Consider the following 25,633-nt stretch of genomic DNA (forward strand, 5'->3'; position numbering starts at 1 on the left):
TTAATCTACTTTCCCTGTTAAATAATAAATCGCAATTTGTGTACGATGTTCAAGTCCAGTTTTCCCTAAAACTGATGTAATATAATTAGCAATCGTTCCTTCTGATATGAAAAGTTGCTTTGAAATTTCTTTATTCGAGAAACCTTTCGCAATTAATGCGATAATACTAAGTTCTCTTTCTGTAAAAAGACTTGTATCTATTTTACATTCATCCTCTTTGCTCTCCATTAAATTGCTCTTAATTTTATCAAGCACTACATCTTGCATAACAGTTTGACCGTTATATACTCCTTTTATTGCATCACGAATACGCTCTGGATCATTATTTTTTAATAAATAACCTTTCGCCCCGTTCTTCACTGCGTCCAAAATATATTCATCATCATCGAACGTCGTTAAAATTAGTGGTTTCGTTTCCGTTTCTTCACAAATAAATTTCGTTGCCTCTACCCCGTTCATATTTGGCATACGGACATCTAAAAGAGCGATATCAACGTCGTTCTTTTTGCAATATTCCACCGCTTCCTTCCCATCATTCACAGTATCTACTACTTCGAACTCTTCATATGTATTTAAAATAATTTTCATGCCTTCTCTAATAAAAGAATTATCATCCGCTATTAATATTTTAATTTTCATGTTTGTTAGTATGGACCTTCCCCTACTAACATTCACATCCTTTCTTCACGTAACATTTCCCACTTGCTCATTATATACTTCTTTTTACCATTTTTTCACACCTTTTTCATATAGCTTCCTTCCTAAAAATATATTATTCTTTTTTTACAACATGTGTAGGGTGTCCAATCGTTTCTTACGTCTATATAATAGAATGCGTCAAAAAGGAGGGAGAGACCCATTGAGGAAAAACAATTAATTGAAAAAGCACAGCAAGGAAGCGAACATGCTTTTCGTATCCTTGTGCAAACATATCGTCATTATATTTTTCAAGTTATCTTTTCTATTTTAAGACATGAAGAAGATGCGAAAGATGTTACACAAGAAGTATTCTTAAAAATTCACGCCTCTCTCCCAAATTATCAATTTCGCGGATTAAAAACGTGGATGGCACGTATTGCCACCAATCACGCTATTGATTATAAAAGGAAGAAAGCTAGAGAAAACGAAGAACTCTCCTTATGTAAAGAAACTGGGGAAAATATAAAATCCTCTCATAATATTGAGGCTTTATTATTGACGAAAGAGCAAAAATTACTCATTGCTCAAAAACTGAGAGAACTTCCCGAAAATTACCGTGACGTCGTTCTCGCACATTACTTAGAAGAAAAAAGTTATCAAGAAATTTCTTTACAGGAAAACATTGAAGTGAAAACAGTCGAAATGAAACTGTACCGGGCAAGAAAATGGATTAAAAAACATTGGAAGGAGGAAGAGTTTCTATGATGCATTATTCAAAAGAGGATTGGCGCAATTATACTTTAGATTTTATAGAAAGCAATGGACGTGAATCTATGGAAGAACACCTTTATGAATGTGATCATTGTTTAGCACTTTATATGGAAAGTATCGATGAACAACATGAAAACCTTCCAATGATAAATGATGATTCATTTACGAACGAAGTTATGATGCAAATTAATTTTGAAACGCTACAACCTAATGAAAATATAAAAACAAACTCACTAAAGCGCACCATTATTCACTACATAATTGCGACTGCGGCTACAATTATTTTTATGGTAAGTGGTTTATTCCAATATATTTTCACAGCGACATCAAATTTCGAGAAATCTTCAAAACATAACGAGTCTTCTATCTCACAACAAATTGTAAACAAATCGGTAGACACATCAAAAAAGGACGGAGGTTCAAAGCATGAATAAAAATCCCTTTTTAGCACTTGTATTAGGGCTAATTCCCGGGCTTGGACATTTATATTTAAAGAAATTTGGACGGTTTATTTTATATAGCGGAGGGGCTGTATTTCTATTTATCTTTGCAGCATTTTGTACAATAGCATTAGGTGCGCGTGATATTGCTTTTCTTTCTCTATTTTTACTAGTCGTCTTATGGGCGATCAATTTATTAGATTTAGTTATCACTATTATTAACCAATCGAAAAAACAAGCTGCAGGAGAATTTACAGAGTCCTCTAAAGAAAGCGAACGATTTTATATCATTCTCCTATCCATCATCCCTGGACTTGGACATTTTCAATTAGGACTTATGCAACGTGGACTTACATTTTTAGTAGCTTGCACAGGAATCGGAAGTATGATTATTTTCGTTGCACTTTTAACATCGCAAGAAAGTTTCCTTATCTTCCTTATTACATTACCTGTTTTATGGATTTACAATTTCTTTGATGTTGTTCAGCAACTCCAGAAAAAAGAACGTGGCGAGCAACTAGATGATCGTACTATTTTCGAAGAGTTTGAAGAGCATCGTGAACAAGGAAAGAAGAATAAAACATTCGCTTCTATTTTAGCGATGTTCCCCGGAGCAGGACATATGTATTTAGGCTTACAACGCCGCGGCCTTCAGCTTATGGCAGCCTTTTTACTTTCTATATATTTACTCGACTTATTAAGACTTTCAGCGTTTTTATTTTTAGTTCCAATCATTTGGTTCTATAGCTTTTTTGACGCTTTACAACAAACTGCAAAGTATGGAAAAGAACGTGTACATGACGAACCTATCATTGATTATTTTATCAATCATCAAAGATGGATCGGTATTGGGTTAATTACACTTGGTGGTTATTATTTATTAGATCAAACAGTCCTTCCTATTTTGAATGATTACTTTGCAACTATATTTAACATTCATCTTAGCGAACTGTATTATCGCTATTTCCAAACATCTATCGTTGCACTCCTCTTAATTGGTGGCGGCTTTAAATTGTTAGTTGGAAATAAAGAAAACAAAGGTGGTACACAAGAATGAGAACATGGCGCGTTGGAACATTTTCAATGGGGCTTTCTATTATTTCATTAGGTTGCTTCTTACTATTTTCAGTTATAAAAGGTACTGAGGTATTAGATTCCTTAACAGCTTGGTGGCCTGTTTTACTTGTCATACTTGGCCTGGAAATTTTACTATACCTTCTATTTTCTAAGAAGGAACAATCCTTTATTAAATATGATATTTTTAGTATTTTCTTTATCGGCGTTTTAGGAAGCGTCGGAATTGCTTTTTACTGTTTATTATCCACTGGATTACTAGATGAAGTTCGTCATTCTATTCATACAACTCGCCAAACGAGTAATATTCCAAGTGAACAACTTGATATACCTGAGTCTATCAAAAAAATTGTAGTGGATGCAGGGCAGCACCCTCTAACAATAGAGGGAAATAATACAAATCAAATTCACCTTCTTGGAACATATGAAATGACGACGAAAGCTAATGAAAAACTCAATTTAAAACAAGAAGATTTTCTTTCAGTTCAAACAGCTGGGGAAACGATGTATATCACTTTAAAATCATTACCAGTTCAACATACGTTATGGAATTCAGCACCACAGGTCAAACCGACACTCGTTCTTCCGCAAAATAAAAATGTAGAAGTTCGTGCTTCAAATAACGAGCTATCCCTTTATCCAGGTCAATTACAAAATAATTGGTTTGTACAAGAAAGTTCAAATGTATCTGTTCATTTAACGAAAGAAAGCGATGTATCTTTAATCGCCGTAACAAACAAAAAAGAAGCACATGGAAACACAACTTGGGAACAAGTTGAAGATTTAACGAAAAAAGAAAATAATTCTTCAGAAGGAAATCCAGAATTCAACGAGCAAGAACATTGGTATAAAAATTCGATTAAAACAGGAAATGGGACGTACAAATTAAATATTGAGAAAGCTTATAATATAAATATGAGTATTATTGAAAAATAAAAAACCTTCCACAATTGTGGAAGGTTTTTCTCATATAATCGCTTTGATTCCTTCTAATACTAATCCAATCATAAATCCGCAAACCGCTCCGTTTACTCGGATCCATTGCAAATCTTTACCGACGTTATTTTCAATCATTTCAATTAACATTTTATCATCTAACTTATCAAGATTTTCTTGTACAAGTTTTCCGATTTTCGAATGATTCTTTTCAACCAGTGTGACAACTTGTTTTTGTAACCACTCTTCTATTTTTTGAACAATCTGTTCATCTTCTTTTATTTTATTCATTTGTTTTTGTAAAAATGGCATAACATATTTATCCGTAAATTCTTCATTTTTCACAAAAGTAATTGCCCTTTGTTGTACTTGCTCCAGCATCTCTTTAATTTTGTCAGTAGCATCCCAATTGGCAATCCATTTTTCTTTCCAATTTTCTAATTCTTGTAGTAACGCTTCATTTTCTTTTACATTTATAATTTCTTGACGAATATTCGCTAATATAAGTTGTCTTGTGCTATTATCTGCATCTTGTAAGCTGTTAATATTGCTAATAATAAACTTCTGCAAAATACCGCCAATTTTATCTTCATCTACAATATTCATAAACGATTTCAAAGTAAACTGTAAAAATCCATCTACTTTTATGTTTTCCATCGCCTTCATACCTAAGCTTCCGAGCTGGTAACGCGCTTCATCTTGCGCTGTCCAATCTTTCACTTTTACTAAAATGTAATCAAGTGTCTTTTCATCATATTCTTGCACAACTAATTGATCAACAAGCACTTGTAATATGTTGCTTGTATTAATGGTGTGCAAATATGCTTTTAATTCTTTTTCAATAATAACCGCTAATTTTTCCGTATCTATTGTAACAATCGCTTTCTCAGCAATTGTTACAATTCCTTTTTTTACAGCGTCAGACTGCATTTCTCTCTCAGCAATTTGCAGTACCATTTGCGCTAGCTGCATTTCTTTTACTTTATTCGTAATACTTTCTTTCGTCAGCCATTCATTTTCTAACGTATGAATGAGCCCTTTCGTTACTCGTTTACGATTTTTAGGTAATAACGCAGTATGCGGAATTGGAATTCCCATCGGATGACGGAATAATGCTGTCACCGCGAACCAATCTGCAAGTCCGCCAACTAACCCAGCTTCAAATCCCCCTTGTATAATCTCACCTGCTACCGTTCCTTGAAAAGGGATAGAAGCGGCAAATCCTACTCCCATAACCCCAAGCGAAATACCCGCTATATATTTAGTCTGTAATGACATCGTATACACATCCTCTTATTATGTAAAATAAAGCTTTTTTGTTATGTTTATTTAATATTTGTTCTTTATATCTATACTATAATGAACTAATGCGAAAATAACAAAGAATTTATAATAATACATATGTCATATAAATAAAAAATGAGGCCACAATTAGCCTCATTTTTCTAATATTGTTAATGACTCACCTGTTTTATAATACCCATTCATCACATCTTCTGGAACCATACTACCGCCAGTTCCCCACACAATATGAGTACCTTTCTTCATCTTTTCCATTAACTGTTTCTTTTGTAAATATTCATCTTCTTTACATACTTTCACTGGACCTATCATGCCCGCTAACGCAGAGGGCTCTAAATAAATATTTTCCGTATCAGCTAGTTCTTTTAACAATCTATATAACTCTTCATCACTTACTGTGTAATTTCCACTCAAAAATGGTTCCATCGTTTTACCAACAAATCCAGACGGTCTTCCTACCGCTAGTCCGTCCGCGTCTGTTACATTATCAATCCCTATATCTTGAACGGCAATTTTATCATGAAGTCCTGTCATTAAACCGAGTAACATACATGGAGAGTGCGTAGGCTCCGCAAAGAAACAGTGCACGTTGTCTTTATACAATAACTTTAAACCAAATGCGACGCCGCCAGGTCCGCCCCCTACTCCGCACGGAAGGTAAACGAATAAAGGATGATCTTCATCTACTACAATCTCTAACTCTTCTAATTGCTTTTGTAATCGCGATGCTGCTACTGCGTATCCTAAAAATAAATCATGGGAGTTTTCATCATCTACAAAATAACAGCTAGGATCTGCATCTGCTTGCTGACGCCCCTCTTCTACTGCTTTACTATAATCAGCTTCATATTCAATAACGTGCACACCTTTACTTCTTAATAAACCTTTTTTCCATTCTTTTGCGTCTGCTGACATATGAACAGTTACATTAAAACCTAGTTTCGCACTCATAATCCCAATGCTTAGCCCTAAATTACCTGTAGAACCTACCGCAATTGAGTATTTTGCAAAAAACTCTCTACATGTATCACTATCTAAAATAGAGTAATCATCATTTTCTGTTAACATTCCATGCTGCAATGCTAATTTCTCAGCATGTTTCAACACTTCATAAATGCCGCCTCTAGCTTTAATTGACCCTGATATTGGAAGCCCGCTATCACACTTTAATAGCAATTCTCCTACTATAGGTTGCCCGTAATTTTTCTCTAAAGATTGTTTCATAGCAGATATCTTCACTAAAGGTGATTCTATAATGCCACCTGTTCCTTTCGTTTCCGGGAAAACTTTTGCAATGTATGGTGCAAAACGCTTTAATCTCTCTTCCGCGTCTTTTACATTTTCTTTATTCAATGGAGAATCTTTTATTGCTGTTTCGTACTTTTCCATGTTCGGATTCACCCAAAACACTTCTTCTGTTGCAATTAATTTATTTATTAGTGGATATTCCTCGTTTAATTTCTCTATTCCCTTCATTTCTCTTCCTCCTCATAACCTTGTAGCTTACGATTCAATAAATTATAATTAAATTAATTTAAATATAGTTTAACATAAATTATTCGCTTAAGTTAATTTTAATTTAATTTTTTTAAATATAATTTAATAATTAGTAAGGAGCTTTTATCATGGAAAATATAGATATCGGTAAAAAAATTGAAAAACAAAGAAAAGAAAAAGGTTTAACGAGTAAAGAACTAGCAACGATGGCAGGTATAACACCATCTATGTTAAGTCAAATTGAGCGTGGGTCTGCTAACCCTTCTATTCAAACATTAAAAGTACTCGCTAAAGCGTTAGATGTTCCAACATTTAGCTTTTTACTGGAAGATACAAATACAGACGATTTAATTGTACGTTCTCATAAACGAAAAAAAATGATTATCGATAATTTATCATATGAAATGCTATCACCTGATTTCACAGGAAATTTAGCAACAGCAATTATGACTGTTCCACCGAATACAGCTTCATCAGAAAATGTACTAGAACATAAAGGTGAAGAGTTAGCATACGTATTAGACGGGAAAATCACATTACATTTAAATGAAGAAAAATACATATTAGAAACGGGTGATAGCGTAAAAATACCCGCTTATTTAAAACATAAATGGATAAATCAATTCGAGAAAAATGCCATTGTTTTATTTTCTGTTACTCCTCCAATTTTTTAATATATAATAAAAAGATAGCCACGTACGGACACACTCCATACGTGGCTACCTTTTTATTTTTTCGGTATCAACAAAATTCCTAAACTAATAACAAAAAAGCTCATTATTTGCTGTGCTGATAAACCAAATAGAACCGAATTTTGTTCACTAACAAGTGAAATAATGATATGAGCAAACCCCTCAACAATTAGAAAAACACTTATATTCTTTCCATTTCCGAGCCTTTCATTTTTCATCCATAACAAGCCGATTATACAAAGGGCGAGAATGATCTCGTATACGAAAATAGGGTGATATAAAAATTTAGATTCATATATTTTCACACCCCAAGGCAATGTCGTTTGTACACCTATTTTGTGGTTGAATAGAAAATAAAAAATAATACTCATACATAGTCCGATAGGTAATGCATCAAGTAAAATACGAAGCGAAAATTTTCCTTTTTTACTTTTCCAAACAATGTATACACTCGCAATTACACATCCTGCTATAATATGCTGCATACTTCCTACAGCTAATAGTGCCTGCACTGGCGACCTAAAAGCCCATACTGGATTTAAAATTGCCGGTGCAAATTTCCATACAAATACGATGATAAGAAAAGCATTTGTTACTGCATCCATCATTTTTTCATATGGTACACTTTCGTTCTTCATCTTTCGTTTCATCAACATAAACCCAAATAGACTTCCAATTATAAGAGATACGGATTGTAACCTCACGATCCACTCCATCACTATGAAATCCCCTCTTTAACTCTCAATTAATTTCTTAAATTTCTCTTCTAATTGATCTGGAGGTAATACGCCTCGTACTTGCTCTACGATAATTCCATCTTTATTAACAAAAAATGTTGTTGGTAACGAAAATACTTTATAATCTAATCCAGCTACTCCGTCCATATCTAGTAAAACAGGAAACTTAAATCCGTGACGATCTGCAAATGCACTCGCTTCTTGTACTGGATCTCCAATTGTCGCATTTACCGCAAAAATTTCAACATCCTTTTTATATTTATCATACATACGAACTAAGTCAGGTGCCTCCATTTCACATGGGCCACACCATGATGCCCAAAAATTAATAAGATATGGCTTTCCTTTTGCATCATTTAACGAATACAACTTCCCGTCTAACCCTTTTAACGTTATGTTTGGCGCTTTAAATCCTACTTGTGGTAATACTTCTGTTTCTTGTAACTCCGCTTGTTTTGCTTTTCTTTCTTTTTCTTCTTTTTTTGTATTATAAAAATTAACTCCGGCCCAAATCAATGCCCCGGCCATTATAATCGCAATTAGCTTCTTCACTTTTCTTCCTCCTCATTTTTAAAAGCCTTTAAATCCACCGAATAGACGAATAAAGAATGCGGTAATTTTCGTCATTTGATTTGTATACAATAAAACCCCTGTTACAATCATCATTCCACCGCCAATTTTCATCATGACGTTGGCATATGTAACAATCCATTTTACCTTCCCAATAAAGAATGCCATCACGAAAAACGGAACCGCAAACCCAAGAGTATACGCAGTAATATAAAGAAGTGCCCCTTCAGGATTTGTCGCACCAAGCATGAGTACAGCTGAAAATATCGGTCCAACACATGGCGTCCAACCCGCTGCATATGTCATACCGACTAAAATCGAGCGAATATATCCAGTCGATTTACTTCTGTATTGTACCTTTTTCTCTGCCATAAGCCACTTAGGTTGAAACAAACCTGTCATAAACAGTCCCATCAAAACAATAAAAATCCCACCAATTTGTTGAATCAATTTTTGGTTAGATGAAAATGTTATTCCAATCCAACTTACCGATAAACCTAACGCATAAAATATAACCGAAAATCCAATCATAAAAAATACGGTATGTATAATCGCTGATTTTTGCATAATTCCACGATTCTCTTTTAAATCTTGAATAGACACACCTGTAATATATGATAAATAAGATGGATATAGCGGTAAAGAACATGGTGATATAAATGACAATACCCCTGCCCCAGCTACAAGCCAAATTGTTAAATCTGCTGCATTCATTTTATTCCCCCTATAGCACTACAATGAGTAGTGTTAATTCTTAAAAAAAGAGGCTATATGCACTCTCCGACAATAAGTACAATCGACATACAGAATAAACCTAATGTTACATATACCGAATTCGTATGCAACGGAATATTGAGCTTAACAACTTTTTCATTTAACACTTGCTCGATTCGTAAATTTATTGCTGTTTTTGCAAATGAAGCTGTCACACATCGATTTTCCATTGTCTTTATTTTAATTAATTTTAATAATGCACTACCTAATTCGAATGAAGATTTCATCTTTTGCATTGCATATTTATCTGCTGCTAACTCCTGATACACATGATAGCGCTGCAATAACCCTTTTAATATCGGGATGTACACCATTCCTTCTGCTAATAACGTAAAACAAAATAATTTTAATGGATCTCGATTAGTTTGATGATATTCTTCATGGAAAATAATCGCATCCATTTCTTCATCTGAAAATGTTTGAAGCATGCCTTCTGACATGACAACTTTCGGACGAAATAACCCAATTGTAAATGCCGCAACTTCCGCGGTCGGCAATATATATATTTGTTTTCCTTTTCGAATGAAAGGGATAAGTACTTTTTGTAATTTTTGACTATAGAAAAATTGTCGCCAAATTCTTTTGCATACTATGAGTACTGTAAATAATAGTAATCCAGCAATTATAATACGAATGAGCGATAATTCCTTCATATGTTGTTCTAATTGAAACAAGCAAAAATTTGAAAGAAAGAACGCCTTATTTTGAAACAGAAATGGATATGTAACGTAATACACTAACATACTGAAAAAGAGGGTACTAACAATTACTGCTAACAATACGATTTTACGCATTTGCCATTTCATTTCATTGATCCTCTTTTTTTAACTGACTCAATTTGTCTTCTAATTTTTTTATTAAAGTCGGATCAGCCTGCTCTAACTCATCTAGCATATGATTTAAAACTAAATGTCCAAATTCCCCCATCAATTCCTGTGTCATCTTCTTCGTTTGATTGGATAAGAATTCTTCTTTTGTTTGTACAGTACGATATATGCCACTTCTTTTCACAGTCTGTTTTTCTAAGTGGAATTTCTCTACTAACCTGTTCATAACTGTCATGACCGTATTAAAATTCACAGGTGATTCTTCACTTAATTTCTGCTGCACTTCTTTAATCGTAATACCCTCGGTGGACCAAACGATCTCCATAATTCTCGCTTCAAGTGGTCCAAAAAAGTGATTTAATCCTTGCTCATTTAACTTGTAGTTTTGAGTAAACATAATGTGGCTCCTTTCACACTACGAATTGTAGTATAAATTAAATGAAAGGTCAAACAAAAATGATATACACTAAAATTCACTACCTATAAATACGTAGGCCATTCCATTCATTTTAAACCTAATTTCTCTCCAAATGTCTCAAAGAGATACTGCTCTAATATTTGTACATTAAACTTCTCATTGCGCCCAAGTGCAAATAATTCCCGATCCTTTGCTACGATAGTATCTAAAGGAATAACGACATTATCCACTATTTTTGTAATTTCTATGATGTTACTTTTTACATTTACCTCTGTTTTAAATTCAATATTTTCTAATACGATATGTGAACGTCTTCCTGATGTAAAAAAAGTAAAATTAGGATTTTTAACAACGCCAATTTCAGCCTCTAACGCATATAAATAGTGAAAAATTATATCTCTATGTCCATCTTTTATTATTTTTTCATCCTTCTCATCATCTAAGTATTCTTTCACCTTCGCTGCAAACTCAAATCGAAAATCCACCTTTTTCACGCTCCCTTTTTGTATTTTTATATTAAACAAATATATTGAAATAATTTTACCATATTGTAATACAACTTCCTATTAAAAGTAAAAAACGATTTGTGAAATCTCTATTATTTCCGACTCCTTTTTAAAGTATAAACACTAATTCAATTTGAATTAATGCTTCGTTATATCCATTTAAACATATTGTTTCCATATTTTGAAACAATAGTATGAAGTATTATATATCGATAAAGTGAAACTTTAATCAATGAGGGTTTTGTTCATCCCCACTGATTATCAGCCCTCACCAATCAGGCTTTTACGGGCAGCCCACAAATATCGGGGTAAATTGTTTCAAATTCATTTTTCTATAAAGTTCTCACTACCTTTACTATTCCGATATACTTAAACTATATTTTCTACTTATTCATTACATGAGAGAAGGAATGTTACTCTCTTCTATCGAATTTTTATATAACAAAAATGATTAGGTGGTGCTTTACTATGAAATTAGCTGTCATTGGTGGCGGTGATTTACAAGATTCAAATCACTCGCCTATTAATGAGCGACTTATAGAATTAACAAATAAACAGTATCCAAAAGTATTATTCATTCCTACAGCTAGTCATGATGATGAAAGCTATATAAAGCTATTTTTGGACACGTTCGAAACACAATTACACTGTGAAGTACAAATTTTACGTACTATAGCTGATACACCTTCTAAATATGAAATAGACGAAATGATTCAGTCTGCTGATTTAATTTATCTCGGTGGCGGGAACTATATTCACATGCTTACACAATGGAAAGAACATAAACTAGATGAAAAATTATTATTTGCTTTGCAACAAGGAACGCTCATTGCAGGCAATAGCGCCGGTGCTATGTGCTGGTTCACATCTAGTATCCGATCCGATTATGAAGGTTCTGGTTATATAGAGTGTAACGGTTGGGGGATTGTTAACAAAAGGTTTTGTCCACATTATAATCAATTAAATAGAATGAACGCCTTCCATTCCTTTTTACAAAATCATCAAGGTAATATAGAAGGAATTGCACTAGAGGATAATTGCGCTTTATATATTACAGAAGAATCTTTTGAAATTATCGGTGAACCTGAAAAAGCGTGGGAGTTTTATATGAGTGATAACAAGCTCATTAGACAACATTTTGATATCACTTTAAAAAGCTATTTGTAAACCTACACTTACAAAAAATGTCCCTAAGTATAATAGCTTAGGGACATTTGCATGATTTAACTCACTAGTCGTGTAATTCGTTTCTTCTGCCATGAAAGCTTATAATATGCATACTGTAATATTAAGCTGACAATAAATGCTGCTGGGTACCCAATCCATATCCCTTCTATGCCAAGACTTGTATGGTAAGAAAGGTAATACGCTACAGGTACTTCAACAAGCCAAATTGATACAACACCGATAACAGTTGGCCATAATACTGTACCACTCGCTCGCATTGTCGCACTAATAATTTGCGCATGCCCGAAAATTAAATAACTCCATAACGTAATCATAACGAGGCTATGAGCAATTTCAATTGTAGTTTGACTCGTTAAAAATAGTGATAGAATGTCTCTTGAGAACAAATAAATAAGAGATATTAGCACACCACCGATGACGTAGTTCATAATAATCCCGGCCTTCACAACTTTCTGCAGTCGATCGAATTGATTTGCACCAATTGATTGCGCTGCAAAAATAGAAACTGTAATACCAAGGCTAACTGCTGGCATTTGTACATAACTTGCAACCTGATTCACGACGCCATATGCCGCTGTTGCATCCGAACCGTAACGATTTACAAACGCGATTACCGCAATTTCAGATAATGAAACTAATATCATATTAATACTCGCTGGAATTCCGAGTCGTAGCAATAGCTTTAATAACTCCCCATCCATGCGAAGATATTTCCTTACCGTACTATCTAATTGTAGTGGGTGATTTTTCTTCTTTAAATACACTAACATGACAATGAACGTAATAACTGTAGATATAACAGAAGCATAGGCTGCTCCATACACATCTAATTTCGGAGCTCCTAACCATCCGAAAATAAGAATCGGTAATAAGATCATATTTAGCGCTGTACTTACAATTAAAAAGTAAAATGGCGTTTTAGAATCTCCTGTACCCCTCATAAATGTTGTGTATGCGAAGTATAAAAATAAGACTGGCATCGATATAAATAAAATACGCGCATAATGAACACTTATATCAATAATATTTTCTGGCGTTCCCATAAGGCGCATAATATCCATCGCAAAAACACTACCTATTATCGCCAGCACAACTCCAATAATAAAGGTAAATGTCAGTGTCGTACCAACGATCGCTTTTAAACGATCTTCGTTTTTAGCACCAAACGCCTGACCAATTAAAATCGAACTACCTGAACCAATACCAATTACAAATGAAACGAGTAAGAAAAATAGCGGGAAGAATGCTGAGATGGCTGCTAAATCATTCACTCCAAGCCATCTTCCTACTACTACCATACCGAATAATTGTCCAATCGATTGTAGTACATTACTTAATAGTAACGGTACTAAAAACATGGACATCGACTTCCAAATCGGTTTACTCTCACTTTCTAACTTATGTGACTCCGCACCTTCTTTATTGTTATCTGTAGGTGGTTTCAAATTTCATTTCTCCTTTTATTAAAAATCTGTTTTTCAACTTCTATCTCTTTGTATATTTGTTATAATAATGTGCTTCTATGCATATTCTTTTCCGTATGATTATAACTTCACCCAATATTGGCTTCCATCTGCTGTTCTATCTAAAAACCCATATTCGATTAAATATCTTCTTAAAGTTACAAAATCCGGATATACTCTTTCTATGACAGTATTTACTTCTTTTTCAGTGTACTTTTTATTACTATCAAACTTCGTCACTAAATGGCGTAATATAATTAATTTACGCTTTTGCTTTTTCGGAAATTTAGAAAGCGGTCCATCTAATCCTTCTGTAAAGTGTGCTTTTAATACTTCATTATTTTCTTCTTCCGTAATATTGTAGCGATCATCTACCATCGTTGCTGTTCTATGAATGGGTACAAATTTCGTTTGTACTTTTGATTTTTCTTCTGATAGTTCCATTAACGCTAAAAACACTTTCGCTTGCTTCATTTTCTCTCGAAGTGTAAATCGATGATTTCGAATGGTCGAAGTACTTCCACCATCCATCTCGTTTACAATCTCTTTATCATTCAGCCCCATATGGAAAAACTGAACCATTTTCTTTTGCAAATCAGTTAAACCAGTATACTTCTTATCAAGGTTTAATAAATAATCAAACATAGACGTATGTTCATTTTGCACATGCAATTGTACAAACTTCTCTGCTTCATACAAAACTTGATTATCTTGATAAATAACTCCCTTAATAAACGCTTCTCCACAAGCTAAACAAATATACTCCTCTGCTTCCGCTTCAAACACATACCCTTTCTTCAATTCCTCAACCGACGCATCCCAAAACTTCTCTGATATATCATTCACACTAAACACTCCTCCAAAACGTTTATTTAAAGACTAAACAAATCACAATAACGTTTGTTATCACTTCACCATCTTAACATAACATAAATAAACATTTCAACATTCCGTTTACCCATTTTATAAACTTTTATAAAAAAATCTATTAAACAAACTAAAAAAAGACTTAAAACAATGAAAAGCGAATGTATTTAATAAATGAATTACGATAGGATATGAAACAAAACATGACTATTCTGCACGACCTTTGGTTTACTGTTAAACAAAATTACAAATTTCTCACCTATTAATCAAATTTACGGTTCACATCATACTCTCGGTCTTTCACCTGCTATATTGAAAGAAGTGAAATATGCTATTCAATATTTAAGTAATAACAACCTAGTTCAACATGGAACTGGTATTCACTCATTCCAAAACTTCAGCATTCAATTTTAAATACAAAAAAGGTGTTTCCGTATACGAAAACACCTTTTTATCTTTTATATATTCTAATTACAATCTCTACTAAAACTTTACTTCCCTGTACGAATACATGCTTTCCGTTTCCATCTTCAACAAATTTATTAGTACAACTACCCATAATCATCATACAACTAATTATGACTAACGCTACCTTTCGATTCTTGTAAGTCACTTCATGCCACTCCACTATTACAAAACTTCATGTAAAATTTATCCCATCAAGAAATTTTACATGAATAATAAGCCGAAAGAACATGCAATTCTGCATATTTACACGTTTTATCGCGATGTTGTGATTTAATTTAGTTAAAGAACAAGTATACCGAGGTGATTAACTTGAAATTTAAAGCGAAAAAAAATCCTTTTCACTTCATTTTTATTACATTATTTATAATTTTTTTCATTTTATTATTCTTCCAAAATGAAAATTCTATTTTTTTCACTCTCATGATGTTTATAAATATCGTAAATCTTTCTTCATTCTATTTTTCTTACTACAACGTAACGGAATCATCTCTTGTTGTAAAACATGGTTTCATATTGCGTACTGAAATTCCATTTGAAGAAATTCGTCACGTTACATACTCTGGTAAAAAACTTCATTCAAAACAATGGACTAGACAGCAATTAGAAATCCATTACAATTTATTTGACTCTGTGACAACTTTCGTACCTCAAGAAGAAGAAAACTTCCTTTCACTCTTAAAAGAAAACTGTCCACAGATGAAAGTATTGAATATGCCTGCTAACAAATAATATATTTTGGTACTTGCAGTAATACAAATGGAAGACCTACAAATAAATATCAAAAAAGCCAAGATTCTAAACATAGAATCTTGGCTTTTTTATTACTCTTTCGGAGCAATCATTTTTTTCGGATCGACAATTTCATCAAATTGTTCTTCTGTTAGTAATCCAGATTGCAGTGCTGCCTCTTTTAACGTTAAGCCCTCTTTATGAGCATGCTTCGCAATTTTCGCTGCATTTTCATATCCGATATGCGGGTTTAATGCTGTAACAAGCATTAATGAACGATTTACATTCTCTTTAATTACTTCTTCATCTGCTTCAATACCAACTGCACAATTATCATTAAATGAAACAATTGCATCTGCTAATAAGTGAGCGGATTGTAAGAAGTTATATGCAATAACAGGTTTAAATACGTTCAACTCAAAATTACCTTGACTCGCAGCAAATCCAATTGTTGCGTCATTTCCCATCACTTGCGCTACAACCATCGTTAACGCTTCACTTTGCGTTGGATTTACTTTACCTGGCATAATAGAGCTTCCTGGCTCATTTGCCGGAATAATAATTTCTCCTAGACCACTACGTGGACCACTTGCCAACCAACGCACATCGTTAGCGATCTTCATTAAATCAGCTGCTAATGCTTTTAATGCACCATGCGTATATACAGCTTCATCATGGCTCGTTAATGCGTGAAACTTATTTGGCGCAGAAATAAATTGCTTACCTGTAAATTGGCTAATTTCCTCTGACACCATCTCACCAAATTTAGGGTGAGCATTAATACCTGTTCCAACTGCAGTACCACCAATCGCAAGTTCTTTCATATATGTATTGCTCTCTGCAATCATACGCTCTGTTTTTTCAAGCATACGATGCCATCCGCTAATTTCTTGTCCTAATGTTAACGGTGTTGCATCTTGTAAGTGTGTACGACCAATTTTTATAATATGTTCAAATGCAGTTACTTTTTCTGCTAATGTTTCTTTTAATTTCGTAATTGCTGGTAATACGTGATTTTCTACTGCGATTACACATGCTACATGAAGCGCTGTTGGAAATGTATCATTTGAACTTTGAGACATGTTCACATCATCATTCGGATGAATATGTACGTCAGATCCCTTCTCTTTCAAAATTTGATTCCCTCGATTTGCAATTACTTCATTCACATTCATGTTTGACTGAGTACCACTACCTGTTTGCCATACGACAAGTGGAAAATGTTCATTCCATTTCCCTGCAATCACTTCGTCAGCTGCTGCCACAATTGCTTCTGCTTTTTCTTCTGATAGCTTTCCTAATTTTTGATTACTAAGTGCTGCACTCTTCTTTAAAATGGCAAATGCTTTTACAATTTCAAGCGGCATTTGCTCTGTTCCAATCGGGAAGTTTTCTTTACTACGTTGCGTTTGTGCTGCCCATAATTTATCAGCTGGAACTTTTATTTCTCCTATTGTATCTCTTTCAATTCTGTACTCCATTTTTTCATCCCCTTGAAAATAAAATACCTACATTTCTCATTTTAACAGACTTTCAATCAAATGATAAGAATTCTCACTTATATATATGCAAATATTCAATATTTTTTTCAAAAATTCCTCTTGACCTAAACTTAAGTTTAGGCTGTATCCTTACCATTGTAACCTACTATAACACTACTGGAGGAATTTAAAATGAAAAAATATGCTTTCATAACAGGTGCGAATAAAGAGATCGGATATGAACTGGTTCGTCAATTAGCAGAAAAAGACTATCACGTATTTTTAGGTGCTCGTAATAAACAACTTGGACAACAAGCGGTAAAATCTTTACATGTTTCAAACGTTTCCTATATTCAAGTAGACATTTCTAGTGCTCAATCCATTCAAGAAGCAATCAAAAAAATCCATGAAACGACTGACCACTTAGATTTATTAATCAATAATGCAGGCATAGCACTCGACTTCCATACGATACCTAGTGAATTAAATATTGAAACTTTACGCCAAGGATTTGAGGTTAACTTTTTTGGAACATTCCAAATGGTGCAAGCCTTTTTACCATTATTAAAGAAATCAAGTAACAGTAAAATTATTAATGTAACAACTGACATGGCCTCACTAACAATGTTTGCTAGTGGTGAAACACACCCGATTAATACATTAGGATATAATTCTTCAAAAACAGCTATTAATGCTTTAACATTAGCTTTTAGCAAAGAATTTGGCACTAACGGTCCAGAAATTTTCGGAGTAACTCCTGGTTTTACAACTACTGACCTAAATGGAAATTCCCCAGGTGGCCATACGACTAATGAAAGTGCTAAAATTATTATTAAATATGCATTAAGTGAAACAAACTATAATGGTAAAATACTAAATAAAGATGGCATTATACCTTGGTAATAAAGGGATGAACGATATGTATTATACAATTGGGCAAGTCGCCAAAATGCACCTCTTAACTATTTCTCAAATACGTTATTACGATAAACAAGGACTGTTCCCTTTTCTTAAAAGAAATGAAAAAGGAGATCGAGTTTTTGATGAAGAAGCACTGAAATATTTAGAGATGATTTTATGCTTAAAAAACACCGGTATGCCCATTCAAAAAATAAAACAATTTATCGACTGGTCTATGGAGGGAGAATCTACAATCCTTCGACGGTTGGAATTAATGCAACAACAGGAGACCAATGTCTTACAACTCATTCAAGACACTGAAAAAAACTTAAAAAAGATACAACAAAAAATTGCTAAATATGAGGTCGAGATAACTTCTTCAACTCCTATTACAAAATAAAAAAATCACCTTCTACATATTGTAGAAGGTGATTTTTTATTTTATGATGCTTGCTTTCCTTTATCGGCATCATCTACATACCAAATAAATTTGCCTGTATATCCGTAAATAACTGCTAAAATTAATGATACGAAGCTTAACCACATAAATGGAACGTATGAGAATGTTGCTACACCTAAAATACCAGCCATAAAAATACCATTATCAGACCATGGAACCATACCTGAAGTTAACGTTCCACCTACTTCTGAGTTACGTGCTAATACACGTCGGTCTATTTTTAATTTATCATAGCTATCTTCCATAATTTTCGGTGTTAAAATTAGTGATACGTACATCGCACAACCAAATATATTTGCTAAGAATGCCACGATTAATGTAGACAATGTTACATTGCCTGCAGAATTTAATTTCTTCTCAAATTTTGATACGATTACTTTTAAAACACCTAGTTTTTCAAGTAATCCACCAAATCCTAAACCGAAAATAATAACGGCTACTGATCCAAGCATACCGTTAATTCCACCACGGTTTAATAACTTGTCAACAAACTCAACACCAGATTGAATTGAAAATCCGTTATACGCTGTTCCAATCGCCTCTCCAAAGTTCATTCCTTGGAAAAGAGCTGCCCAAATTGCACCAATTAAAGCTCCCATTGCAATTGTCGGCATAGACGGTTTCTTCATCGCTAATAGAACAATAACAATGACCGCCGGAACAAGCATCCATATTTTAATATCAAATTGCTTTAATAAAGCTTCTTTTAAAAACTCTACTCGATTCAAATCTACATTATCGCCGCCATACATCCAACCAGCTACAGTAAACATAATGCTAGTAATAATATAAGCCGGAACATCTAATACGAGCATAGCTCGAACGTGAGCAATAACGTCTACTTTCGCCATAGAAGCTGCAAGAACTGTACTATCAGAAAGTGGTGATAATTTGTCGCCGAAATAAGCTCCTGAAAGAACTGCACCCGCAACAAGCGGAAGTGGTAATCCAAGTCCCTCACCAATCGCCATCATAGCAATACCCGCTGTTCCTACTGTTCCCCATGATGTTCCTGTTGCGATAGAAGTAATCGAACATATGATTAATGTTGCTAATAGGAATATGCTAGGGTGAATAAATTCTAATCCATAATAGATTAATGTTGGTACTACGCCACCAGCAATCCACGTTCCAATTAAAGCACCTACTGCAACTAAAATCAGTATTGCTTCTAATCCGTTAGAAATTCCTTTCGTAATTGCATCTTGCAATTCTTGATAACGAAATCCTAATCTTAATCCAAGCGCAATTACTAAAAACCATGAAATAAATAGCGCTAATTGAATTGGGAGATCAAAAATCGTTTGGAAGGAAAAGACAACAGCAAGAAATAGTAATAAAAGAACTATGATTTCTAGCATCGATGGTAATCTTACACTTTTCATTTTTTTCTCTCCTTACAAGTCGATAACATGACGTGTGTCGTCTTACATGTATGTAATATACAATTAGCGAAGACAAAACAAAATTTTCATATTATTTCGATTTATTTTTCCAGTATAATATAACACCTTTTCTATTGTAAAAGTAGATGTTACTTTTCGCAATGGAAAATATAAAAAATGTTACATTTTTTATATAGAACAATCCATAAATAACTTTTTTAATATTTGCCATAACAAATTTTTTACTATTATCCTCACCTTTTAAGGACTACCATTTTTCCCCACAAAAAAGCACACATCATTAAAATGATGCATGCTCCACTTTTATTTATACATATTTTGTATTTCTTCTTTATTTTTAAGTATTTCCACAAACTTATCACTACAACCTTTCGGAAATAACACTCCGAGCCCATATGAATGCTCAAACTGAAAATGAGGGTACTTCGCTTTGACCTCATCCCAAAATTTATACACGCCGAAATTTCGATCTTTCACCTCAATATCGTGAAATAACACGATACCGTTATTCGCAAGTTTCGGTAACCATGTTTTATAATCATGAGAAACTGCTTCATACGTATGATAGCCATCAATATGCAACAAATTTATCGTTCCATCTTGAAACTGATCCACAGCCTCATCAAAAGTAGACCGAATTAAATTCCCTATTTGAGGATAACTCGTGCTCACGAATTTACTCACTATTTGAAAAACACCTTCTCCATATGGACCTGTGTGCTCATCTCCTGCCCAAGTATCTACAGCAAAGCATTTTGTAGATACTCCTCCATCTTTTACCCCTTGGCAAAAACTAAAAAAAGAAGCTCCTAAATGTGTACCTAACTCAACTAATATTTCTGGTTTTTCAAATCTTACTAAATCATAAGCGAAGTTTAAATGTCCCACCCACGCAGAGTTCATTCGAATATATGGACTATATTGATCAAATTCAAATGTTGGTTTATGAGTAACCCAGCTCATCACATTTCTCCTTCTACACATATTTTTAACAAACCAAATTACTCTTATCTTTATTTTTTTATCATTGTAATTATGATTTTATTTCATAAAAATATGAATTATTATTCCTTTCTTATTGCGGTAAAGCATCGTATACATACGGATCTGCAGGCGTATTAATTTTCTCTACTTTACTTACTTTTACAAGTGGAAATAGTGTTCCTTTATATGTCGTTTCGTCCAACAAACCTGTTATTTTCACCCATGTTTCCTGTGGGAGCTTTTTTACGTTTTCCCCTGCAACAATCATCCCCCAGACTGATGCATCCGCAATACAACAAGTTATGCCGTATCGCGCCACTACCGCTTTATCACCCGTCACATCCTTATCATTATATATAAACCCTGAGAATGTAATTTCTTTCCCTTTAAACCCTTTTACATCTTGGCCAATTATACTCATTGTTTGAACATAATCCTTATCCTCTACTTGTATTTTTCGTTGTCCTAACATACTTTTTTCTAATTGTTCTTCCACTTGATTAATCACTTTTAAATTCGAGGTTTCATCTTGATCAACTAATCTTTCTTTCCAAACAGAATTTGCCTGTATTCCCCCTTTTTCGTTCTTTTCCATACTTCTCGCCTGTACACTTTGATTCATACCTCTTTTTCCCGCTAAACTTCCGTCAATTGTTACACTTCCAAATAGAAAAGCACTAATAATCGGAACAACAAATAAAACATATACAAAGAAACTTTTCATCCCTGATTTTAATGCTGTATGATGCTTACAACAATTACAATCATCCCGTTTTTCTCCCCCATCTCTCCAAACTTGTAAAGAACCAAGAAGTAAAATCACTACAAAAGCTATATACGTAAATTTAATCATTTTTGGAGCGATAAAATTATAAATATTGCCTGTTACAAGTAGTTTAAATAAGAGCATCGCTAAACCAATTAAAATAATGCCACGAATATAGCGATGATAGGCCTTCTGTTCCTGTTCCTCCACTGTTTCCCACCTCCTATAACGTTGTAATTTGCACGATTGTGTACACCGATAAAATAATAATTCCAATCAAAAAGAATACAAATCTCTTTTGAAAATAAGCAAATAGCATTAATGTATTTTTCATATCAAGCATAGGTCCAAACACAAGAAATGCGAGAAGTGCTTTTACAGAGAAGACATGTCCAAAAGATGCCGCTATAAATGCATCAGCTGCTGAGCAAATGGATAAAACATAACCAAATCCCATCATAATAATTGGGGAAATTACTTCATTATGGGCCACTGCATCAAGTACATTTCGATCAAAAAACGTTTGAAATACGCTCGCAAAAAAAGCACCAATCAATAAATATTTACCCGTATCAAAAAACTCATCTACAGTGTGATTCACAACATTCCCCCAGCCCTTTTTTTCTTTTTTCTGAACCGGATCCTCTATATCTTTTAAAATATTGTTCCCGCGATAGACATAATACACAATTAGCCCAACTAATAGCGCCGCACAAATCGTTATCCCAAAGCGTGCATATACAATTACATCATTTTTTTGAAATGCATATACGGTAGATAAAAGAACAATCGGATTCATAATAGGTGCACTCAATAAAATTACAATTCCTACATGAAGAGGGAGTCCTTTTTGAATAAGTCTTCTTACAATTGGTATAATGACACATTCACACATCGGAAAAATGATTCCGACAAATACCGCTGGAATCATTGCAACAATCTTTGATTTCGGCATTACTTTTTGAATCATATCTTCCGTCACAAACACTTGAATGAGTGAAGAAACAATTACCCCTAATAAAATAAAAGGTATTGCTTCGAATATAATACTTAAAAACACGGTATTCACATTCAACCATTCTTGTGGCATACTTTTGTGCAAATTTGCTAGACTTGTAAAATCTACAAAAAATAATAAAAAAAGAAAAATAGAAATAAGGGCTATTCCTATTAATTCTTTTGAAACTCTATTAAAGACCAACATTATCCCCCACTTTATTCATATTAAATTGTATACTTGTCCAAATGCCCTACACTACTACAGCACAAATTTTATAGTCTATTCCTATTCTTAAATCGTAATCATTATGATTTATTATTGATTTTTTCTTTTCTATCACTTAATATAAAACGTAATCATTACGATTTAAAGGAGAGATCATTTTATGAAAAAAGTACCTATCACTGTATTAAGTGGGTTTCTAGGAGCTGGAAAAACTACTCTACTACATCATATTTTGGCTAATAAGAGCAACTTAAAAGTGGCTGTTATCGTTAACGATATGAGTGAAATAAACATTGATGCATCGCTTATAAAAAAAGGTGGGTTTTCACGTACGGAAGAGAAATTAGTAGAAATTCAAAATGGTTGTATCTGCTGTACACTACGAGAAGATTTAATGATAGAAGTGAGTCGGCTTGTTGAAAACGGTGATATTGACTATATAGTTATTGAAGCTTCAGGTATAAGTGAGCCGATTCCAGTTGCCCAAACATTTACTTATACTGACGAAGTACTTAATATCGATTTAACGAGAAATTGTCGCCTCGATACGATGGTTACAGTTGTAGATGCAAATAAATTTTGGGATGATTTTGCAGATGGTGAAAGTTTATTAGACCGTAAACAGGCTATCGATGAAAATGATACTCGAGAAGTTATTGATTTACTAATAGACCAAATTGAATTTGCGAATGTCATTATTCTTAATAAAATTGATTTACTAGAAAAAGAAGATAGGGTAGAACTTCATCATTTACTACAAAAATTAAATCCCGGTGCAAAAATTATTGAAGCTTCATTTAGCAATGTACCATTGCAAGAAATTTTAAATACAAATTTATTTAATTATGAGGAAGCGAGTCAATCGGCGGGCTGGATGCAAGAACTAAATAGTGAACATCATACACCCGAAACTGAAGAATATGGTATCAATTCCTTTGTATACCGTCGTAAATCCCCTTTTCATCCTGAACGCCTTATGAATTGGCTAGAAAAATGGCCTGTAGATGTTGTAAGAGCGAAAGGCTTTTTCTGGCTCGCATCTCGTAATAATATGATAGGGCTTCTATCTCAAGCAGGTTCCTCTATTACAATTCAAGGAGCAGGTGAATGGATAGCCGCATTACCTGAAACTGAAAGAAATCAAATTATTAAAGAAGAACCCGAAGTATTGAAAAACTGGGACGAGCGATATGGAGATCGAATAACTGAGCTCGTATTTATCGGTATTGATATGAATCATTCTGTGATTGAACAATCATTAGATGATTGTCTATTAACAGACAAGGAAATGGAACAAAAGTGGAATACATTTGTTGATCCTATTCCGGCTTTTACTTACACTTCATAATCTAAAATAAAAAGGCTTCCGTAAACAGAAGCCTTTTTATTTTATCGTTCTCTTATTTAACAAATTTTCTTTAATTTGAATAACACTTTACATTAAGAAAGAAATTTCAATTTATTAATGTTTCTTTCTGTGATATATTGCATATTGTATCCGATATATATTTTTAAAAGGAGGACTATATACAGTATGGATCCAAATCGTTTAAAAGGAATCATTATGGTTGTAATTGGTGCTTGTTTATGGGGCTTGTCCGGGACAGCTGCACAACAACTTTTTCAATATGAAAATGTTTCTACTGAATGGTTAGTTACAATTCGTTTGCTTATATCAGGCTTTATCTTGCTCCTTATTTCATCATTCGGAACGAGAAAAAAAGAAATATTCGGCATATGGAAACAAAGATCTGATGCTACTAAAATGATATTGTTTGGCCTATTCGGTATGCTTGCTGTACAGTACACGTACTTCGCTTCTATTAAAGAGGGAAATGCCGCTGTCGCAACATTATTGCAATATTTAGCTCCCATATTCATCACTGTATACTTACTTTTCAAATGGAACGTTCGACCATCAAAAATTGATTTCATTTCCATTACCCTTTCATTAGTAGGCACTTTTCTCTTACTAACAAACGGGTCTGTTCATAACTTGGCTGTTTCTACACCAGCTATTATTTGGGGTATTTTATCTGGATTATCTCTTGCTTTTTATAGTTTATATTCAAAGGGATTACTAGAAAGGTGGTCTTCCTCTGTTATCGTTGGATGGGGCATGATTATTGGGGGTATTGGCGTTACGATTCTACACTTTATTTCTACAAACGAATTCATTTTATTATCGACTATGAAATATGTAAAACTAAGTACCCTACCGCTCATAACATTTGTCGTCATTTTCGGGACACTGATTGCATTTTATTTATACTTAGACAGCATACGATACCTGACTCCGAAAGAAACAACATTATTCGGTTGTACTGAACCACTCGCGGCTATTATTTCTTCTGTACTTATATTGCACGTACCCTTTCAATCTTTTCAGTTATTAGGGGCTTTTTGTGTCATTGTAATGGTGCTCATCTTAAGTCAAAAACCGGATGAAGGGAAACAGGAATTAAAGTTTGTTCATGAGAAAAAAGAAAATATACAACGAAAGGATTGAATTC

28 protein-coding genes and 1 pseudogene are annotated in these 25,633 nt (G+C 33.7%); 12 read left to right on the forward strand and 17 right to left on the reverse strand.

Going from position 1 to position 25,633, the window contains the following annotated elements; genetic code table 11:
• Positions 1 to 639, reverse strand: a complete 639-nt coding sequence (locus tag ILT06_RS07720) for a response regulator transcription factor (protein ID WP_000694104.1) — start codon at positions 637 to 639, stop codon at positions 1 to 3.
• A gap of 282 nt (positions 640 to 921) precedes the next feature.
• Between ILT06_RS07720 and ILT06_RS07725 the strand changes: the two genes are divergently transcribed.
• The 4 genes from ILT06_RS07725 to exsE are packed head-to-tail and all read left to right on the forward strand — an operon-like array spanning position 922 to position 3,860.
• A complete protein-coding gene (locus tag ILT06_RS07725; protein WP_154131357.1) occupies positions 922 to 1,404 on the forward strand; it encodes an RNA polymerase sigma factor in 483 nt (160 codons plus the stop codon).
• Positions 1,401 to 1,844, forward strand: a complete 444-nt coding sequence (locus tag ILT06_RS07730; RefSeq protein ID WP_088092806.1) for a hypothetical protein — start codon at positions 1,401 to 1,403, stop codon at positions 1,842 to 1,844. The genes ILT06_RS07725 and ILT06_RS07730 overlap by 4 nt, the downstream gene beginning before the upstream one ends.
• Positions 1,837 to 2,907 (forward strand): hypothetical protein, encoded by a 1,071-nt coding sequence (locus ILT06_RS07735; protein ID WP_064476476.1) that lies wholly within the window; start codon positions 1,837 to 1,839, stop codon positions 2,905 to 2,907. The genes ILT06_RS07730 and ILT06_RS07735 overlap by 8 nt, the downstream gene beginning before the upstream one ends.
• On the forward strand, positions 2,904 to 3,860 hold the full coding sequence (exsE, locus tag ILT06_RS07740; protein WP_222654993.1) for an exosporium protein ExsE: 957 nt from the start codon (positions 2,904 to 2,906) through the stop codon (positions 3,858 to 3,860). The genes ILT06_RS07735 and exsE overlap by 4 nt, the downstream gene beginning before the upstream one ends.
• 30 nt (positions 3,861 to 3,890) lie before the next feature.
• Here the strand turns inward: exsE and ILT06_RS07745 are convergent, their stop codons facing one another.
• Positions 3,891 to 5,138, reverse strand: coding sequence for a DUF445 domain-containing protein (locus ILT06_RS07745; protein ID WP_222654994.1), 1,248 nt, complete (start codon positions 5,136 to 5,138; stop codon positions 3,891 to 3,893).
• A 159-nt stretch (positions 5,139 to 5,297) separates the two neighbouring features.
• Positions 5,298 to 6,638, reverse strand: a complete 1,341-nt coding sequence (locus ILT06_RS07750) for a D-serine ammonia-lyase (RefSeq protein ID WP_222654995.1) — start codon at positions 6,636 to 6,638, stop codon at positions 5,298 to 5,300.
• Positions 6,639 to 6,787: 149 nt separating this feature from the next.
• Here ILT06_RS07750 and ILT06_RS07755 point away from each other — a divergent pair, with 149 nt between their 5' ends.
• Complete coding sequence (locus tag ILT06_RS07755) at positions 6,788 to 7,333, forward strand: helix-turn-helix domain-containing protein (RefSeq protein ID WP_064476480.1); 546 nt, start codon at positions 6,788 to 6,790, stop codon at positions 7,331 to 7,333.
• A 53-nt stretch (positions 7,334 to 7,386) separates the two neighbouring features.
• Here ILT06_RS07755 and ILT06_RS07760 read toward each other — a convergent pair whose 3' ends face one another.
• From ILT06_RS07760 to ILT06_RS07785, 6 genes are all read right to left on the reverse strand, one after another.
• Positions 7,387 to 8,067: a prolipoprotein diacylglyceryl transferase family protein gene (locus tag ILT06_RS07760; RefSeq protein ID WP_222654996.1), complete on the reverse strand. Its 681-nt coding sequence runs from the start codon at positions 8,065 to 8,067 to the stop codon at positions 7,387 to 7,389.
• An 18-nt stretch (positions 8,068 to 8,085) separates the two neighbouring features.
• Entirely contained in the window at positions 8,086 to 8,640 is a 555-nt protein-coding gene (locus ILT06_RS07765; protein WP_064476482.1) for a TlpA family protein disulfide reductase, read from the reverse strand.
• A gap of 18 nt (positions 8,641 to 8,658) precedes the next feature.
• Positions 8,659 to 9,372, reverse strand: coding sequence for a cytochrome c-type biogenesis protein CcdA (ccdA, locus tag ILT06_RS07770; protein WP_064476483.1), 714 nt, complete (start codon positions 9,370 to 9,372; stop codon positions 8,659 to 8,661).
• Positions 9,373 to 9,425: 53 nt separating this feature from the next.
• The gene (locus ILT06_RS07775) at positions 9,426 to 10,238 is read right to left on the reverse strand and encodes a M56 family metallopeptidase (RefSeq protein ID WP_098103564.1); all 813 of its coding nucleotides are present in this window, start codon (positions 10,236 to 10,238) and stop codon (positions 9,426 to 9,428) included.
• Between the two features lies 1 nt (position 10,239).
• Complete coding sequence (locus ILT06_RS07780) at positions 10,240 to 10,656, reverse strand: BlaI/MecI/CopY family transcriptional regulator (RefSeq protein ID WP_222654997.1); 417 nt, start codon at positions 10,654 to 10,656, stop codon at positions 10,240 to 10,242.
• A gap of 107 nt (positions 10,657 to 10,763) precedes the next feature.
• Positions 10,764 to 11,162 (reverse strand): DUF3942 family protein, encoded by a 399-nt coding sequence (locus ILT06_RS07785; protein WP_142289436.1) that lies wholly within the window; start codon positions 11,160 to 11,162, stop codon positions 10,764 to 10,766.
• A 489-nt stretch (positions 11,163 to 11,651) separates the two neighbouring features.
• Between ILT06_RS07785 and ILT06_RS07790 the strand changes: the two genes are divergently transcribed.
• A complete protein-coding gene (locus tag ILT06_RS07790) occupies positions 11,652 to 12,350 on the forward strand; it encodes a peptidase E (RefSeq protein WP_098103562.1) in 699 nt (232 codons plus the stop codon).
• Between the two features lie 56 nt (positions 12,351 to 12,406).
• Here ILT06_RS07790 and ILT06_RS07795 read toward each other — a convergent pair whose 3' ends face one another.
• Both ILT06_RS07795 and ILT06_RS07800 read right to left on the reverse strand, forming a co-directional pair.
• The gene (locus tag ILT06_RS07795; RefSeq protein WP_098103561.1) at positions 12,407 to 13,816 is read right to left on the reverse strand and encodes an MATE family efflux transporter; all 1,410 of its coding nucleotides are present in this window, start codon (positions 13,814 to 13,816) and stop codon (positions 12,407 to 12,409) included.
• Positions 13,817 to 13,915: 99 nt separating this feature from the next.
• The gene (locus tag ILT06_RS07800) at positions 13,916 to 14,680 is read right to left on the reverse strand and encodes a DUF2087 domain-containing protein (protein ID WP_222654998.1); all 765 of its coding nucleotides are present in this window, start codon (positions 14,678 to 14,680) and stop codon (positions 13,916 to 13,918) included.
• Between the two features lie 255 nt (positions 14,681 to 14,935).
• Between ILT06_RS07800 and ILT06_RS32455 the strand changes: the two are divergent.
• A pseudogene (locus tag ILT06_RS32455) lies at positions 14,936 to 15,115 on the forward strand (MBL fold metallo-hydrolase); the annotation flags it as partial.
• A gap of 37 nt (positions 15,116 to 15,152) precedes the next feature.
• Here the strand turns inward: ILT06_RS32455 and ILT06_RS07805 are convergent.
• Positions 15,153 to 15,314, reverse strand: coding sequence for a hypothetical protein (locus ILT06_RS07805; RefSeq protein WP_222654999.1), 162 nt, complete (start codon positions 15,312 to 15,314; stop codon positions 15,153 to 15,155).
• 164 nt (positions 15,315 to 15,478) lie between these two features.
• On the opposite strand from ILT06_RS07805, the gene ILT06_RS07810 reads away from it, so the two are divergent.
• On the forward strand, positions 15,479 to 15,898 hold the full coding sequence (locus tag ILT06_RS07810; protein ID WP_222655000.1) for a PH domain-containing protein: 420 nt from the start codon (positions 15,479 to 15,481) through the stop codon (positions 15,896 to 15,898).
• Positions 15,899 to 15,990: 92 nt separating this feature from the next.
• On the opposite strand, the gene fumC is transcribed toward ILT06_RS07810, so the two are convergent.
• Positions 15,991 to 17,379, reverse strand: a complete 1,389-nt coding sequence (gene fumC, locus ILT06_RS07815; protein WP_064476491.1) for a class II fumarate hydratase — start codon at positions 17,377 to 17,379, stop codon at positions 15,991 to 15,993.
• Positions 17,380 to 17,571: 192 nt separating this feature from the next.
• On the opposite strand from fumC, the gene ILT06_RS07820 reads away from it, so the two are divergent.
• Complete coding sequence (locus ILT06_RS07820; RefSeq protein ID WP_222655001.1) at positions 17,572 to 18,282, forward strand: SDR family NAD(P)-dependent oxidoreductase; 711 nt, start codon at positions 17,572 to 17,574, stop codon at positions 18,280 to 18,282.
• A gap of 16 nt (positions 18,283 to 18,298) precedes the next feature.
• The gene (locus tag ILT06_RS07825) at positions 18,299 to 18,679 is read left to right on the forward strand and encodes a MerR family transcriptional regulator (RefSeq protein ID WP_088048489.1); all 381 of its coding nucleotides are present in this window, start codon (positions 18,299 to 18,301) and stop codon (positions 18,677 to 18,679) included.
• Positions 18,680 to 18,720: 41 nt separating this feature from the next.
• Here ILT06_RS07825 and nhaC read toward each other — a convergent pair whose 3' ends face one another.
• The 4 genes from nhaC to ILT06_RS07845 form a co-directional block, all read right to left on the reverse strand.
• On the reverse strand, positions 18,721 to 20,124 hold the full coding sequence (gene nhaC, locus ILT06_RS07830) for a Na+/H+ antiporter NhaC (RefSeq protein ID WP_064476494.1): 1,404 nt from the start codon (positions 20,122 to 20,124) through the stop codon (positions 18,721 to 18,723).
• A 324-nt stretch (positions 20,125 to 20,448) separates the two neighbouring features.
• On the reverse strand, positions 20,449 to 21,108 hold the full coding sequence (locus ILT06_RS07835) for a class I SAM-dependent methyltransferase (protein WP_064476495.1): 660 nt from the start codon (positions 21,106 to 21,108) through the stop codon (positions 20,449 to 20,451).
• A gap of 112 nt (positions 21,109 to 21,220) precedes the next feature.
• Complete coding sequence (locus ILT06_RS07840) at positions 21,221 to 22,105, reverse strand: TIGR03943 family putative permease subunit (protein ID WP_098103322.1); 885 nt, start codon at positions 22,103 to 22,105, stop codon at positions 21,221 to 21,223.
• 13 nt (positions 22,106 to 22,118) lie between these two features.
• Positions 22,119 to 23,096, reverse strand: a complete 978-nt coding sequence (locus ILT06_RS07845; protein ID WP_064476497.1) for a permease — start codon at positions 23,094 to 23,096, stop codon at positions 22,119 to 22,121.
• A gap of 184 nt (positions 23,097 to 23,280) precedes the next feature.
• Between ILT06_RS07845 and ILT06_RS07850 the strand changes: the two genes are divergently transcribed.
• Together ILT06_RS07850 and ILT06_RS07855 are read left to right on the forward strand one after the other, a co-directional pair.
• Complete coding sequence (locus ILT06_RS07850) at positions 23,281 to 24,468, forward strand: GTP-binding protein (RefSeq protein WP_064476498.1); 1,188 nt, start codon at positions 23,281 to 23,283, stop codon at positions 24,466 to 24,468.
• Between the two features lie 186 nt (positions 24,469 to 24,654).
• Positions 24,655 to 25,629: a DMT family transporter gene (locus tag ILT06_RS07855; RefSeq protein WP_064476499.1), complete on the forward strand. Its 975-nt coding sequence runs from the start codon at positions 24,655 to 24,657 to the stop codon at positions 25,627 to 25,629.
• Positions 25,630 to 25,633 lie beyond the last annotated feature (4 nt).

It is taken from the genome of Bacillus sp. 17RED48 (genome assembly GCF_019837545.1).
Classification (GTDB): Bacteria; Bacillota; Bacilli; order Bacillales; family Bacillaceae_G; genus Bacillus_A; species Bacillus_A wiedmannii.